This is a genomic window from Prauserella shujinwangii (assembly GCF_003001955.1).
In the GTDB taxonomy this organism is placed as follows: Bacteria; Actinomycetota; Actinomycetes; order Mycobacteriales; family Pseudonocardiaceae; genus Qaidamihabitans; species Qaidamihabitans shujinwangii.
Genome location: NZ_PVNH01000014.1, coordinates 152,476 through 167,359, shown reverse-complemented (window position 1 = coordinate 167,359; position 14,884 = coordinate 152,476). Strand labels below are relative to the sequence as shown.

16 protein-coding genes are annotated in these 14,884 nt (G+C 71.6%); 5 read left to right on the top strand and 11 right to left on the bottom strand.

The features are described from left to right. Nucleotides 1–6 precede the first annotated feature (6 nt). The 6 genes from B0I33_RS28675 to B0I33_RS28650 are packed head-to-tail and all read right to left on the bottom strand — an operon-like array spanning nucleotide 7 to nucleotide 6,421. Nucleotides 7–1,950, bottom strand: a complete 1,944-nt coding sequence (locus B0I33_RS28675) for an MFS transporter (protein WP_106182305.1) — start codon at nucleotides 1,948–1,950, stop codon at nucleotides 7–9. A gap of 10 nt (nucleotides 1,951–1,960) precedes the next feature. Further along, the gene (locus tag B0I33_RS28670) at nucleotides 1,961–3,433 is read right to left on the bottom strand and encodes a phosphatase PAP2 family protein (protein WP_106182303.1); all 1,473 of its coding nucleotides are present in this window, start codon (nucleotides 3,431–3,433) and stop codon (nucleotides 1,961–1,963) included. An 8-nt stretch (nucleotides 3,434–3,441) separates the two neighbouring features. Then, nucleotides 3,442–3,951 (bottom strand): hypothetical protein, encoded by a 510-nt coding sequence (locus B0I33_RS28665; protein ID WP_106182301.1) that lies wholly within the window; start codon nucleotides 3,949–3,951, stop codon nucleotides 3,442–3,444. Nucleotides 3,952–3,980: 29 nt separating this feature from the next. Then, entirely contained in the window at nucleotides 3,981–4,631 is a 651-nt protein-coding gene (locus B0I33_RS28660; protein ID WP_106182300.1) for a DUF2238 domain-containing protein, read from the bottom strand. Between the two features lie 45 nt (nucleotides 4,632–4,676). Continuing rightward, on the bottom strand, nucleotides 4,677–5,966 hold the full coding sequence (locus tag B0I33_RS28655; protein WP_106182298.1) for a sodium:proton exchanger: 1,290 nt from the start codon (nucleotides 5,964–5,966) through the stop codon (nucleotides 4,677–4,679). A gap of 38 nt (nucleotides 5,967–6,004) precedes the next feature. Beyond that, nucleotides 6,005–6,421, bottom strand: coding sequence for a hypothetical protein (locus tag B0I33_RS28650; RefSeq protein WP_245901157.1), 417 nt, complete (start codon nucleotides 6,419–6,421; stop codon nucleotides 6,005–6,007). Between the two features lie 219 nt (nucleotides 6,422–6,640). Here B0I33_RS28650 and B0I33_RS28645 point away from each other — a divergent pair, with 219 nt between their 5' ends. Continuing rightward, entirely contained in the window at nucleotides 6,641–7,399 is a 759-nt protein-coding gene (locus B0I33_RS28645; protein WP_106182297.1) for an acetate uptake transporter, read from the top strand. Nucleotides 7,400–7,468: 69 nt separating this feature from the next. Here B0I33_RS28645 and B0I33_RS28640 read toward each other — a convergent pair whose 3' ends face one another. Beyond that, nucleotides 7,469–7,993 (bottom strand): YflT domain-containing protein, encoded by a 525-nt coding sequence (locus tag B0I33_RS28640; protein ID WP_245901155.1) that lies wholly within the window; start codon nucleotides 7,991–7,993, stop codon nucleotides 7,469–7,471. Then, complete coding sequence (locus tag B0I33_RS28635) at nucleotides 7,990–8,946, bottom strand: universal stress protein (RefSeq protein ID WP_106182295.1); 957 nt, start codon at nucleotides 8,944–8,946, stop codon at nucleotides 7,990–7,992. Before B0I33_RS28635 ends, B0I33_RS28640 begins: the two co-directional genes overlap by 4 nt. 81 nt (nucleotides 8,947–9,027) lie before the next feature. Here B0I33_RS28635 and B0I33_RS28630 point away from each other — a divergent pair, with 81 nt between their 5' ends. After that, nucleotides 9,028–9,873, top strand: coding sequence for a YihY/virulence factor BrkB family protein (locus tag B0I33_RS28630; RefSeq protein ID WP_181193488.1), 846 nt, complete (start codon nucleotides 9,028–9,030; stop codon nucleotides 9,871–9,873). Nucleotides 9,874–9,907: 34 nt separating this feature from the next. On the opposite strand, the gene B0I33_RS28625 is transcribed toward B0I33_RS28630, so the two are convergent. Continuing rightward, nucleotides 9,908–10,435: an SPW repeat protein gene (locus tag B0I33_RS28625; protein ID WP_245901153.1), complete on the bottom strand. Its 528-nt coding sequence runs from the start codon at nucleotides 10,433–10,435 to the stop codon at nucleotides 9,908–9,910. Nucleotides 10,436–10,466: 31 nt separating this feature from the next. Next, entirely contained in the window at nucleotides 10,467–10,823 is a 357-nt protein-coding gene (locus B0I33_RS28620) for a hypothetical protein (protein ID WP_106182294.1), read from the bottom strand. 156 nt (nucleotides 10,824–10,979) lie between these two features. On the opposite strand from B0I33_RS28620, the gene B0I33_RS28615 reads away from it, so the two are divergent. From B0I33_RS28615 to B0I33_RS28605, 3 genes are all read left to right on the top strand, one after another. Next, on the top strand, nucleotides 10,980–12,233 hold the full coding sequence (locus B0I33_RS28615) for a cation:proton antiporter (RefSeq protein ID WP_106182292.1): 1,254 nt from the start codon (nucleotides 10,980–10,982) through the stop codon (nucleotides 12,231–12,233). A 9-nt stretch (nucleotides 12,234–12,242) separates the two neighbouring features. Continuing rightward, on the top strand, nucleotides 12,243–13,271 hold the full coding sequence (locus tag B0I33_RS28610; RefSeq protein WP_106182290.1) for a S1C family serine protease: 1,029 nt from the start codon (nucleotides 12,243–12,245) through the stop codon (nucleotides 13,269–13,271). A 75-nt stretch (nucleotides 13,272–13,346) separates the two neighbouring features. Further along, entirely contained in the window at nucleotides 13,347–13,913 is a 567-nt protein-coding gene (locus B0I33_RS28605) for a hemerythrin domain-containing protein (RefSeq protein WP_106182288.1), read from the top strand. 68 nt (nucleotides 13,914–13,981) lie between these two features. Here the strand turns inward: B0I33_RS28605 and B0I33_RS28600 are convergent, their stop codons facing one another. Then, nucleotides 13,982–14,884 (bottom strand): carbohydrate ABC transporter permease, encoded by a 903-nt coding sequence (locus B0I33_RS28600; protein WP_106182287.1) that lies wholly within the window; start codon nucleotides 14,882–14,884, stop codon nucleotides 13,982–13,984.

The following is a 14,884-nucleotide window of genomic DNA, read 5'->3' as shown; positions in this document are numbered from 1 at the left end:
CAACCATCACCTCCGGGCGCGCTGGTGATCGCCCGCCGGGCCGTACACCCGCCGGGAGAACCTGCGCACCCGGCCCTCGTCGACAGCCGCCCGCAGAGCCGAGCCGAACCGGCCGGGGCCCCAGTAGCGCGCGCCGACCATCTCGGCGAGCGCGTCCCGCCGCGTCGGGCCGTGCTCGCGCAGCGCGTGGTCGATCATCTCGATCTCCAGCTCCAGCGCCTCGTCGGCGGCGGCCGCGTGACCCGGGTCCACGCCGAGCCCCCACGAGCCGACCAGCGAACCGGGACCCGGTCGCCAGCGGGCCTGCCTGCGCTCGGCGCGTTCCAGGGCGCGCCGGGCGCGGTCGGCGTCGGCCTGCCGCCGTTCGGCGGCGCGCTCGGCGACGTCGGCCCTGCGTTCGGCCTCCGCCCGCCGCCCGCGCTCGGCCTCCAGCTCGTCCCCGGGTTCTTCTCCCTCCTCGTCGGGCTTCCCCTCCGGGCGTGCCCGCTCGCCGCCGCCTTCCTCGGCCTCCTCGGCGGTGAGCGGCTTGGCGATGTCCTCGAGCGAGTTCTGCTCGGCGCGGACCCCGAACACGAGCTCGGCGACGCCGCCGAGGGCCATGACACCCGCGGCGATGGCGAAGCCGATCGCGACCAGCGTCCGGTCACCCGAGTCGATGAACTGCCCGAACAGCAGCGGGCCCGCGATCCCGCCGCAGGCCGTGCCGACGGCGTAGAAGAACGCGATGGCCAGTGCCCGCGTCTCCATCGGGAAGATCTCGCTGACGGTGAGGTAGGCCGCGCTCGCGCCCGCGGAGGCCAGGAAGAACGTGGCCACGACGAACCCGAGGAAGGTCCACTGCCCACCGAACTGGGCCAGGAACACCCAGATCAGCGGCACCACCAGCAGCGCGGAGCCGAGGTAGGAGATGCTGATCATCTGCTTGCGGCCGACCGTGTCGAACATCCGGCCGAGCGTCACCGGACCGAGGAAGTTGCCGATCGCGTAGGCGATGACGAACACCGGCACCATCCCGGACGCCACCCCGTAGTAGTTGTTGAACAGGGTGCCGAGGTTGAACGTGATGCCGTTGTAGATGAACGCCTGGCCGATGAACAGCGCGAGCCCGAGCACCGCCCGCTTGGGGTACACCTTGAACGCGGTGCGGGCGATGGTGCGGAACGGGATGGTGCGGCGCTGCCGCACGGTGATCGAGTCGTCGGGCTCGCCGAGCGGCTGGCCGGTCTCCTCCGTGACCCGGTCCTCGATGCCGCGGACGATGCGTTCGGCCTCGTCCTCGCGGCCGTGGATGAACAGCCAGCGCGGGCTCTCCGGCACGTGCCGCCGCACCAGCAGGATCACGAAGCCGAGCAGCGCGCCCATGCCGAACGCGAGCCGCCAGCCGAGGTCCGCGGGGAAGATCGCCTTGTTGAGGAAGAGGATCGCGAGCGCGGCGCCGATGGCGGCGCCGAGCCAGTAGGTGCCGTTGATGACCAGGTCCACCCGTCCCCGGACCCGGGCAGGCATCAGCTCGTCAATGGCCGAGTTGATCGCGGCGTACTCGCCGCCGATCCCCGCGCCGGTGAAGAAGCGGGCGAGGAAGAAGTACCAGGGGGCGAACGCGAACGCGGTGGCGACGGTGGCCGCGACATAGACACCGAGGGTGATGATGAACAGCTTCTTGCGGCCGAACCGGTCGGTGAGCTGCCCGAAGAATAACGCACCGAGACAGGCCCCGGTGACGTAGAAGGCGGCGGCGATCCCGATGTCCGCGGCCGACAGGTTGATCTGGGTCTCCGGATCGGTCAGCCGGGCGGCCACCGACCCGACGATGGTGACCTCGAGCCCGTCGAGGATCCACACCGTGCCGAGTCCGATCAGGACGCGCCAGTGGAAGTGCGACCACGGCAGCCGGTCCAGCCGGGACGGCACTCTGGTCTCGATCGTTCCCGTCTCCACCGTAGAACTCACGCCCCAGGCACTACCCACCGCGGCGGTTCGAAAACCGTCGCCGGGCGGACTCCTCCCCGGTGAACGCCTCGCCGGGGCGGAGGACCCACCACGCGACCAGGGTCCACGGGACGGCCAGCAGCACGCTGCCCAGCACGTCGCTGAGGTAGTGGGCGCCGGCGTAGACCCGCTGGAACGCCACCAGCAGGGGAATCAGCACGGCGAGGGCCACGAACGGCCAGCGCCACCAGCCGCGGGTCGCGGACGTCGCGAGCAGCGCCGTACCGAGGTACAGCGCGATGGCCGCGGTGAGGTGACCAGAGGGGAAGCTCTGCTGCGCGGGCAGGCCGGTGACCAGGTCGGGCACGTGCGGGCGGGCGCGGCTCACGGCGTTGGCCACCACCAGGTACAGCGTCACCTCGCCGAGGAGCGCGACCGCCAGGAAGAGCATGGGCCGCCAGCTGCGGCTGAGCGCGATCGCGAGGGGACCGAAGACCATGGCTCCGGCGGCGATGCCCGCGGTGTCGCTGAGCTTGGCGACGAAGGAGGTGACCGCGGTGAGCGCCGGCGTCCGCACGCCGACCAGCCACCGGGACACCGCTTGGTCCCATCCCGGGGCCTGCGGGCCGGGGCCCGCACCCTGCAGCCATTCGCCGACGCCGAGAAGCACACCGCCCACCAGCACCCAGGCGACCGCGAGCGCCGCGAGCTGGCGGCCGGGGCTCGCCAGCGCGGGGGGCCGGTCGCGCGGGGCCGGCTCGACCGCACCAGCGGCCTCGGGCCCGATCGTCGCTGTGGGTGACACCCGCCGGGCGCCGAGATCGCCAAGCCAGCGGCGGAACGCGACCGTCGTCGCGGTGAGCCACAGTGCCCCGAGCAGCCAGCCGCCGAGCACGTCGGTGAGGTAGTGCACACCGAGCGCCATGCGCGTGAAGCCGATCGCGAGCACGAGCAGCGCCACCACCGCGGCGAGGATGCGGCGGACACGCCGGGAGACGGCGGGCGCGAACACCAGGAACAGCACGCCGTAGCCCACCAGCGAGCCCAGCGCGTGCCCGCTGGGGAAACTCGGTCCCGGCGCGGTGCCGACCGGCACGTCGACGACCGGGCGGATGCGGTCGACGAGCGTTTTGACCAGGGTGCTGAGCACCATCCCGCCGATGGCGGTGACCGACACGTAGAGCGCCACCCACGGCAGGCGCCGGATGAGCAGGTACAGCACGCCGACCGTGAGCACCCAGGCGAGGACGGTCGCCCCGCCGAGTCGCGTCACGGCGTCGAGCGCCGACGCGAGCCGGTCGTTGCCCGACACGACGAGGTTCAGCCGGTCGGCGACCGCCCGGTCGGCGTCCCGCAGCGGGGCCCAGCGCAGCCGGAGCAGAGCGAGCAGGAGGGCGAAGCCGAGGCCGCAGGCGACGACCAGGACCAGTGCGCCGGCGGTTCGCGCGGCGAACCGCTCGGTCGCGCCGGTCAGGCCGGGCCCGCTGTCGCGGTGTTCGGTCAACGACGCGCTCAGCCCGTGTTGCCGCCGGTGTTACCGGCCGTGTTGCCGCCGGTGCCGTTCTCCTGCGGCACCGACTTGTCGATGTTCTGCGCGACGAGGAACTCCTCACCGCCGTACGGCTCGTAGAGGTCGGCGGCGCCGAGCGCGTAGTCGGCCTCGTAGTTCTGGTAGTCGAACTCCCGCACCGTCCCGGTCACCTGCACGACGTTGCCCTCCTGCACGTCGGGAGCGTCGCGCTGGGCCAGCACCAGCACGGAGTCGTCGCCGTAGTCCTGCGCGCCGAGCACGAAGCTGCGCGGTCCGACGACCTCGTCGACGGTGGCGCTGAGGGTCACCTGCCTGCCGACGTACTCGTTGTCGCCGAACCAGTCGTCCCCGGCGACGTCCCCGACATCGGCACCCTGCTCGGGACCGGCGGACTCGCCACCGCACGCGGTGAGGGCGAATGGGGCGGCGGCCAGCAGTCCGGCCGCGGCGGTCCCGGCGAGGCGGCGACGCAGGTTTCCATACGGTGGCATGACGAGTCTCCTTCGATCGGATTCCAGGGTCACGTGCGGAGGGAACGACCGTGGTCGGCGGCACCCGCGGCGACCAGCCACCGGTGCCTGCGCCTGCCGATCGTGGTGGCCCACAACGTCAGCAGGAGGCCCGCGCCGAGCGAGCCTGCGCCGTCGGCGAGCAGGTCGCCGACCGTGTCGGTGTAGCCCACCACCATCTCCATGCCGAGAAGGCGCTCGCCGATCCACTCGTAGAACTCCCACAGCATGCCGATGGTCCAGCCGAGCATCAGCGTCAGCAGCGGGTTCGCGACCGTCCGGACGCCGCGGTCGAGCAGCGGCGGGAACACCTCGGCACGGATCAGTAACAGGTGCAGCGCGGCCGCGATGGCGCCGGTGTCCACTGTGTGCAGTACCCAGTCGATCCAGGGCACGCTCTGGTACCAGCCGAGGATCGAGGCGATCATCGCCGTCGGGATCGTCAGGCACACCGCCAGGTCGAACAGCGGCGGCACCTTCCCGAGCCGCGGCACCAGCAGCACGGCCGCCGCCACGCCGAGCCGGACCGCGCCGTCGACCGAGCCGAGGATCGCCACGACCACGGCGGCCACGGCGAGACCGGCCCGGACGACGTCGGCCGCCATCCGGGTCGCGGTGAGGGCCCTGCCCTCGCGGTCGCCGTTCGTCGTCTCATCCCGCACACCGTTCCCCTTCCCCGTACGAACCGGGCGAAACAACCGGATCGGTCAGCCCGTGGGTTCCCGTTCCCCGAGCAGCCGCTCCGGGTGGGTCCGCGTCCCGTCCCTGAGGACACCGGGAATCCGGTGCCGCAGCCGGGCGATCCTGGCCACCGCGAGGACCAGGTACACCGCCGACAGGGTCAGCCGCAGCACCGAACGCGCGTCATCGCTGAGGACCACGCTGCCCGCCACGTCGGAGAGGAACAGCGTGAGGATGAGCGCGGCCTGCGGCACCGACAGCCGGAGGTCGAACAGCAGGCTCATCGCGAACACCGACTGTGCCGACGTGAGCAGGATGGCCTGCTGCTGCGTCGGGCTGATCGGCATGCCGTTCAGGCTGCCCGCCGCCAGCGCGTACGCGGCGGGCACCATGCTCACCAGCAATGTCCACTGGTTGATCTTCGAGGACAGCAGGGTGCCCAGCCCCTTGTTCGGCAGTTGCCGCCACGCGAACAGGCATGCAGGCACCAGCTCGGCGGACTCGGTGGCCAGCGGCGCCACCCACTGCACCATGAGGAACTTGTCCAGACCGAGCAACTGGCCAGTCTGGACGATGGAGTCGCTCAGCGGGTGTGCCATGAGGACGATCACGGCGGCGGCCGATCCCATCAGGACGACGACGACCGTCCTGCGCTTGGCGGTCGGCAACCGGTTGATCAGAGCGGGCGGACCGATGAACTCCGGTTCCTCCTGTGGCGCCCGGACGAGCCGGAACACGTAGAAGCCGAACAGGGACAGCAACACCGCCGAGTCGACCAGAGTGAGCGTCGACCGCAGTGGGATGTGCAGCATGTAGAGCGACGCGGCGGCGAGCACCACGAGGTCCACGGTCGCCAGCCGCCGCAGATGCATGGAGTAGCGGCGTTCACCCGTGCCGTCCGCACCCCGGCGCCGGGCCCGGTGGTAACTGACGGCCCCGACGAACACCACCACCGACCAGCCGATGCCGATGAGCAGCCGGTTGGCGCCGGTCATGTTGGCCAGCGCCAGCGACGACGTGCCCGGGTTCTGCCCGGCCTGGTACGCGAACAGCAGGTCGATCGCGTACTCCGGCAGGATCGCGATGACCGCCAGCGCCGAGAGCGCCAGGCCGGTCGGCACCTCCAGCTGCGCGAGCTCGGTGCCCCACACCAGCAACAGCGCGGCGCCGATGAACGCGGCGCCGTAGGCGAGCGTCCCCACGGGCGCGCTGACGTGCCCGATCACGAAACGCAGCAGGAGCGCGGGCACGCACAGCCCCGCCGCGCCCACCAGCGCGAGAACCTGGCGCCGCTGGGCGCCGCTGGAGGCGTTCATCGTCGCGGGGGGTAGCCCGATCCCGCGACGGCTACACCTCAGGCGACGTCCCTGGCCTCCTCGATGTGCCGGGCGACCGTCATTTCCAGCCCGTTGAGCAGCAGGTAGGTGGTGGACGCCGCGAACGAGCCCGCGAACCAGGCCGGCGCGACCGGCAGGAACAGGCCGCACAGGGCGGTCGCGCCCACCCCCAGGGAGATCGAGACCACGCTGAACGAGCTGCCCAGGGCGACCACCTTCGTCTGCTCGTCGCCGCCGAGGGACCGGCGGAACCCTCTCGTCGCGAGCGCCTCGACGGCGAGGAAACTCACCACGGCGCCGACCACGAACAGGAAGATGTGCGCGGTGGCGGGCATCCCCAGCTGCGAGTTCAGCATCGCCAGCGCGCACGTGATGAGCACCGAGAAGCCGTAGGCACCGGAGTTGTTGCGCAGCGAGAGCCGTATCTCGCGCACGTAGAGCCCGCCTGACCTGGACTGATTCGAGCTCTTGGCCGCCATCATCGCTCGCCCTTCCTCTGCGCGGGACCGACGCTTCGAGTGTGGTTCCGGACCGTCCCGGCCGCGACCGGAGGTCACGAATCGGAAAAGCGCCGAGGGAGCGAGTTACCTCCCGCGGCGGCGGGTATGCGCAGAAGGGTCCTGACGATCCGACAGAGCAAGGAGCGCAATCAGATGACCCGAAGTGCGAGCGTGACCAACGGTCACGGACAGACGAGGGAAGACTCGGAGTTCACCTTCTGGAAGGACCACACGCACATCAACCTGAGCCCGGTGGCGGCGCCGTCGATCCTGGGCCTCTACGGATTCGCCGTCGCCACGTTCATGGTCGCGGCCAACATCGGCGGCTGGTACGGCAATGACACCACCACGCCGCTGGTGCTGTCGTCGTTCGCGCTGACGTTCGGCGGTATCGCCCAGTTCCTGGCCGGCATGTGGTCCTACCGCGCGCGGGACGCCCTCGCGACCGCGATGCACGGTGCCTGGGGATCGTTCTGGATCGGGTACGGGATCTACCACCTGCTGGTTGCCGGTGGCGTCCTGCCCGGCCCCGCGACCAGTCCGGTCGCCGCGACGGCGTTCGGCTTCTGGTTCATCGGCCTCGCGGCCGTGACCTGGGTCGGCGGCATTGCCGCCATGGCGGAGAACGTGGCTCTCTCCCTGGTGCTGCTCACCCTGGCGGCCGGTGCGACGCTGCTGGCGATCGGCCTGATCGGCGGCTGGGGCATCATCGAGACGATCGCGGGCAACGTGCTGGTCGCCTCGGCGGTGTTCGCGTGGTACACGGCCAGCGCGATGGTGCTGGAGGCGACGTTCAAGCGCGTCATCCTGCCGGTCGGCAAGATGGGCCCCGAGCCCAACGCCCCCGGCGCCAAGCCGAAGGACACCATCCAGTACTCGCTCGGTGAGCCGGGCATCAAGATCGGTCAGTGACCCACCGCACGAAAGGCGCCCCGGGTTTCCACACCCGGGGCGCCTCTGCTGCGCGATCCAGCTCCGGCCTCAGCCGGTTCCGGGTGCGTCCTCGCGGGTGAGCACCTGCCGGGCCTGGTCGGCGACCTCCGTGTCCACCAGCAGGTCGTAGGACCGCGCCCGGAAACCGGGCACCGAGCTGAAGTCGCGCCTGCCGCGGGTGGCGGCATGCGCGGCGACCCCGAACAGGGCGCCGATCACCGCGCCGACGACCGCGCCGAACACGGCGCCGTAGAGCGCGAGCAGCAGGTAGCCGACCACCGGCTCCACCCAGCCGAACAGGCCGAACAGCCAGCCGAACAGAGCACCGACCACGGCACCCGTCGCCGCTCCGCGGCCCGCCGCGGACCAGTACGTGTACCGGCCGGTGATCCGTTCCACCATCTCCAGGCCACGGCCCACGAGCATGGTGCGGCGCACCGGGAAGTCGTGATCGGACAGATAGTCCACCGCGCGCTCGGCCTCGGCGTAGGAGCGGTAGCTCCCGACCACCTCGTGCGCCTCGGCACGGGCGGTCCCTTCCGTCCGCTGTGGAGCGTCGTGGTTCGTGCTCACTGAGCACCTCCTTCGTCGTTTTCTTTCTCCTCGTCGGTGTCGGCCAGTTCCCTGAGCACGGCCACCGGGCAGGGCGCGTGGTGCACGACGGCGTTGCTCACCGAGCCGAGCAGCACCCGCCGGACGGCACCGCGGCCGTGGCTGCCGACCACGAGCAACCGGGCGTCCCCGGCCAGCTCCAGCAGCGCGCTCCCCGGGCGGTCGGCCACCGAATGCCACTCCACAGGCACGTCGGGGAACCGGTCGCGCCGGGTCTCGACGTGCTCCCTGGCCAGCTTCTCGGCCGCGTCCGTGGCCTCGTCCTGCCCGACCTGGCCGAGTGGTGCGCTGACCGTGATGTCCAGCGGCCAGTCCGACCACGCGTGGACCGCGCGCACCGGCGCGCCGTGCCGCGCGGCGAAGTCGAGCGCGAACTCGATCGCCCGGTCGCTGGCCGCCGACCCGTCGACGCCCACCACCACGGGACCCGACCGGGGCACGTCCTCGCCCTCGCCGTCGCGGACGACGACCAAGGGGCAGCGCAGCGTGCGGGCCAGTTCCCCGACCGTGGAACCGAGCGCCGCCCTGGCCACCGCGCCCCGGCCGGAGCCGCCGACGGCGACCAGCTCGGCGGCGGCGCCCTCGGCCAGCAGCGGCACGGTCTCCTCGGGTGCCCCGTCGGGCATCTGCGACGTCACGGTCAGCCCGGGATGCGCGTCGCGCACCTCGGTGACCAGGTCACGCAGCGCGGACTCCGCGAACTCCCGGATCCGGTCGACGCCGTACTCGGACGCGCTCGTCGCGCCGCGGGCGATCAGCGGTATCCCCCACTCGAACGACTGCACGACCAGCAGGGACCGGTCCCGGGCCAGCGCCTCGGCGGCGGCCCAGTGCACGGCTCGCCGTGCGTTGTCCGAGCCGTCGAAACCGGCGACCACCGCGTACTGTTCGAGGTCCTGCACGGAAGCGGACAAGGTCGGCCTCCTTTCGGATTGCTCCCCCGTTGTCCGGGTTACCCCGAGGCCACGATCGGTACGCGGAACGAGGAGGGGCGCGTGGCGGCACGGTGGTGGCGGTTCGTGCGGAGGCTGTTCGAGGAGATCGGACGGGACCAGCTGCCCCTGGCCGCGGCGGGCATCGCCTTCTTCGCCCTGCTGGCGCTCGTACCGGCACTCATCGCGTTGATCTCGGTGTACGCGCTGGTCACGGACCCGCAGAACGTGCGGGACCAGTTGCAACCGCTGCTGTCGGCGATCCCCGGTTCCGCGGGCGGGCTGGTGAACCGGCAGCTGAAGTCGGTGACGGCGCTGGGTTCGGGCGGCCTGACATTCGGCCTGGTGGCCAGCGTGTTCGTGGTCCTCTCCAGCACGTCGACCGCCATGAGCGCGGTGATCTCGGGGCTGAACCGGGCGTTCAACGAGCAGGAGACCCGTGGCTTCCTCCGCGTGCGGGCCCTGGCGCTGCTGCTCACGCTCGGCGCACTGGTGGTCGCCGCGGTGTCCCTCGGCGCGCTGGCCGTCCTCCCGATCGTGCTGAACCTGCTCCGCGTGCCGGGCGACACCCTCTGGATCGTGGACACCGCGCGCTGGGGCGGGCTGGTGCTCCTGCTGGGCGGCGCCATCTCGGTGCTGTACCGGTTCGGCCCCGACCGGGAGCACACCCGCCGCCGGTGGTTCAGCTGGGGCGTGTTCACCGCCCTCGCGCTGTGGCTGGCGGGGTCGGCCGCGTTCGCCGTGTACGTCGAGAACTTCTCGCGCTACGAGGCGACCTACGGCACCCTGGCCGCGCTGGTGGTGCTCCTGCTGTGGCTGTATCTCTCGGCGTTCGCGGTGCTCGTCGGCGCCGAAGTGGACTCCGTGCGGGCGGAACGCCGCGCCGCCCCGCCCGGCCCTCGTGAGTGAGAAACATGGTGAGCGGGCGGCGGGTGGGCGTTCCTCACGGACGGCGGGAACGCATCGTCCACCCCAGACTGAGCGCGGTGAGCACGACGACGAGGGCGCCGCACACGATGTCGTTGCCGATCGCCGCCGCGGTGTCCCCGTTCTGCTGGTAGCCGAGCACGAACGGCGCGGCGATCAGCCAGCCGCCCAGGGGCAGCGTGAGCCAGCCCGCCCACATCGTCGAGAACGGCACGACGGCGCGGGCCGAGCCGAGCAGCACCAGCAGCGCGCCCACGCCCACGTCGTTCCACACGGAACTGATGCCCGCCGCCGTCCCGGGGTGGTCGATGAGGAACTGGCCGACCAGCAGCCACACCCCGACCAGGAACACGATCGCGCTGGGGAAGCCGGACAGGACGTCGCGGAACGGCACGTTCCTCGCCCTCGGCCGCTGGTACCGGTCGGCGGGCACGGCGGACGGGTGGGTGTGCGGCGGGCGCATGCCCTTCCACGGCCCGTACTGCTCCTCGGGCACCATCGGCGGCGGAACCTGCCCGCGGTGCTTGTGCCGGATCTTCGCCACGGCTGTCGCCTCCTTGCCTCCTCCCGGCGCGTCACGCCGGTCGCGCGTCGATCACCTCGACGGGAATGCCCTGCATGCACGTGGTGGCCTGGTCCGGCGCGGCCCGCGCCTGCACGACCACCCGGTCGCCCGGCTGCAGTGCGTCGTCGCCGCCCAGCAACAGGTACTGCCGCTGCTCGGCCATGAGCACGAGACAGTTGGGCTCGACCCCTTCCTGCACGATGCCTTCGAGGGTCAGCCGCTCGCCGGGTTCCGGCGTCGGCACGGGTTCGCTCGTCGGGGACGGGCTCACCGGCGCGGGCGGAACCTCGGGCGGTGTCTGCGTGTCACCGCAGGCGGACACCGCCAGCAGCGCGGCGGCGAAGACACCGGACAGCACGGTTCGCACGGCGATACTCCACTCCCTCATCCGGACGCGGACATGTCGCGGACATGTCAGGGTTGCCCATCAGCGCACCAGGGGTATGCCCGCCACGGGAACGGCCGAATCATCCGTTGCCGGTTCGTGACGGGCCCGCGGAGAACCCGAGCGGAAGGAGCCTCGATGGCACTGGCGCTGGCGTTCGGAGCCGTGCTGCTGCTGAGCGTGTCGCTGTCGGGGCTCGCCGCCAGGACCGTGCTGTCCACGGCACTGCTGTTCCTCCTCGCCGGGGCGCTGCTCGGACCTGGCGTGTTCGGGGTCGTCGACCTCTCGCTCGACACCGTGAGCAGGCTGGCCGACATCGCGCTGTTCACGGTGCTGTTCACCGACGGGCAGCGGGTGAGTGTGCAGGCGCTGCGCGAGGGCTGGCGGCTCTCCGGGCGGGCGCTGCTCCTCGGCATGCCGCTGATCATGGTGGGCGTCGCGGTGCCGGTCCACTTCCTGGCCGGGCTCGACTGGCCGACCGCGTTCCTGATCGGCGCCATCCTCGCGCCGACCGACCCGGTGTTCGCCTCCATCATCGTCGGGCGCGAGGACATCCCGCTGCGGCTGCGGCGGCTGCTCAACGTCGAGTCCGGGCTCAACGACGGCCTCGCCCTGCCGTTCGTGCTGCTGCTCATCGCCGCCGCGGCGCACGAGAGCGCCCACCCGCTCCAGGTCGCCGGTGAGCTGGCCCTCGGCCTGCTGTTCGGCGTCGCCATCCCGCTGGCGATCTCGTACGCGTGGCGGCTGCGGGTGTTCTCCGCCGAACCCCGGCTGCAGCCGCTCGGCCCGCTGGCGATCGCCGTGCTGCTGTACGCGGCCTGCCACCTGACGCACGCGAACCCGTACCTCGCCGCGTTCGTCGCGGGCTCCACGCTGGCGACCCTCGACCGCACGGCCGTCCGGCGGTTCCATCCGTTCGGCGACCTGCTGTCCGAACTCGCCAAGTTCGGCGCGCTGCTGGTGTTCGGTGCTCTCATCACGCCCGACCGGATCACCGACCTGAGCTGGGGCGCGTGGGCGGTGGCCGGCCTCGCCATCTTCCTGGTGCGGCCCACCGCCATCCTGCTGTCGATGCTGCGCACCCGGTTGTCGCCGCGGGAGCGCGCCGCGGCGGCCTGGTTCGGGCCCAAGGGGTTCGCCTCGGTGGTCTACGGGCTGCACGCGCTCCAGTCACCGATCCCGCACGCCGAGCAGGTGTTCGACCTCGTGGCGATCACGATCGCGCTGTCGATCGTGCTGCACTCGTCCACCGACGTGCCCTTCGCCAAGCTGCTGCGGGTGCGGCCCCCCGACAACCTGCCCGGCGGCCGGGAAGAAACGGAGGAGGAGACGGGGGAGCAGGCCGGCGGCGAAACCGGCGAAACCGGATTGGGAGCGCGCCGCCTCGGGTAGCCGGGCGCTATGGCGCCGAATCGATGGATCGCGGCCGCGGCCGGCGCGGTGCTGGTACTGGTCAGCGGCTGCACCGGAGGCGGGGGCGACGACTCCGACGCCTCCGCCACCCAGAACCAGACGTCCGCGCCCGGCCAGTCGGCGGGCGGCCAGGGCTACGCCGACCTCGTGGACCGGGTGGAGCCGAGCGTCGTCACGGTCCGGGTGCAGGGCGGCGTCGGCAGCGGGGTGGTGTTCAAACCGGACGTGGTCATCACCAATCACCACGTCGTCCAGGGCCAGGACCAGGTCCGCGTCGTCTACGCCGACGGCACCGAGTCGGCGGCGAGCGTCATCGCGACCGACCAGGTCACCGACATCGCGGTGCTCCGCACCGAGCGCGGTGGGCTGCCCGTGCCCGAGTACCGGGAGCAGCTGCCCCGCCAGGGTGACCGGGCCATCGCCATCGGCAGCCCCCTCGGGTTCCAGAACACGGTCACCGCGGGCATCATCTCCGGCCTGCACCGCGAGATCCCCGGCTCGGCGGGCCGGACCCAGTCGCTGGTCGACCTCATCCAGACCGACGCGCCGATCTCCCCGGGCAGCTCCGGTGGCGCGCTGCTCGACGCGCAGGGCCGGGTGATCGGCATCAACGAGGCCTACATCCCGCCGAGCACGGGCGCGGTCGCCCTCGGCTTCGCGATCCCCTCGGCGACCGCCGTGGACACCGCGAACGAGCTGCTGCAGGACGGCACCGCCACCCACCCGTACCTCGGCGTGTCGCTGGGCAGGCTGACGCCCCCGATCCGCGAGCAGTTCAACGTGCAGGTCGAGCAGGGCGCGCTGGTGCTCGGCGTCGAGGAGGGCGGCCCCGCCGCGCAGGCGGGCCTGCGGCAGGGCGATGTCATCGTCGGGCTGGGTCAGCAGGACGTGAACACCGTGGAGGACGTGCTCTCCGTGCTGCGCCGTGCCGAACCCGACCAGCAGCTGCAACTGACCTACTCCCGCGACGGCAACGAGCGGCAGACGACGGTCACCGTGGGCACCAGGCCGAGCTGACCCTCCGTTTCGCCGGAAGCGGCGGGGGTACCCGGGGCGCGAGTTCCCGAACCGAACCACCACGAGGAGACACCCATGACATCGGCGCAGGGCCAGCCCGACCTGATCAGCGTCATCGTCAACGACCACCGCGAGGTCGAGCAGGTGTTCACCGAGCTCGAGCGCGGTGGCGGCGACTCCCGGCACCGCAGGGCGCTCGTCGACCACGTCATCGCCGAGCTCGTCCGGCACAGCGTCGCCGAGGAGCAGTACATGTACCCGGCGGCACGCAAGAACCTCGCCAACGGCGACCAGGTCGCCGACCACGAGATCGCCGAGCACGCCGAGGCCGAGCAGCTGATGAAGCAGCTGGAGGACCTCGACCCGGACGACCCGAAGTTCGAGCAGCTGCTCGGCGAGCTGATGGGGGCGATCCGGCACCACGTCGAGGACGAGGAGAACGACCTGCTGCCCAAGCTGCGGAACGCGCTGTCCGAGGAGGAGCTGCGCGAGCTCGGCCAGCAGGTGGTGAAGGCCAAGGAGCGGGCACCGACGCGGCCGCACCCCGGCGCCCCGGACAAGCCGCCCGCCAACCGCATCCTCGACCCGGGCGCCGGCCTGATCGACCGCATGCGGGACCGGCTCGCCGGCAGGCAGTCCTGACCAACCGCCTGGTCACCGGTCGTGAGTGAGGAACGTGGTTAGAACCACGTTCCTCACTCACGACCCGGTCACTTCACGGCGCCGAGGGACAGCCCGCGCACGAGCCACTTCTGCGCCACCCAGCCCGCGATGATCACCGGCAGCGCGGCCATGGTGGACGCGGCCGACAGCCGCGCCCAGAACAGGCCCTCGCTGGTGATGAAGCCGACGAGGAAGACGGGCACGGTCGCCGCCTGCGTCGCGGTCAGGCTCACCGCGAAGAAGAACTCGTTCCAGGCGAAGATGAAGCAGATCAGCGCGGTCGCGGCCAGCCCTGGCGCGATCATCGGGAGGATGACGCGCCGGATCTCCACGCCGAAGGTGGCGCCGTCGATCCGCGCCGCCTCCAGCACCTCCTTGGGCACCTCGACCAGGAACGACCGGATCATCCAGACCGCGATCGGCAGGTTCATCACGGTGTAGACGAGCGCCAGCATGGTGACGTTGTCCAGGACGCCGACGTTCTTCGCGATGATGTAGAGCGGCAGGATGATCGCGACCGCGGGCATCATGCGCGTGGAGATGAAGAAGAACAGCGAGTCCCGCCACCTCGGGATCTTCGCGATGGACAGCGCGTACGCCGCCGGGGTCGCCAGGATGATCACGAGGATCGTGGAGAACACCGACGCGCTGACCGAGTTCAGGAAGTACGGGGTGAAGTCGCGGCCGAGGATCGCCCGGTACTGGTCGAGCGTCGGCACGAAGAAGAACGTGGGCGGGTCGGTGGAGGCCTGCGACTCCTGTTTGAAGCCGGTCAGGAACATCCACAGCACCGGCGAGAAGAACACCGCCGCCGCGGCCCACGCGGCGAACGCGACGCCGGGGTGGCGTGGCCGGAACCGGCGGCGCCGCCGGTGCGGGACGGTCCGCACGTCCGCCTGCCCGCGTTCGGGCACGGCCGCTTCCGGCGCGGTGGTGGTCGTCGGCGACAT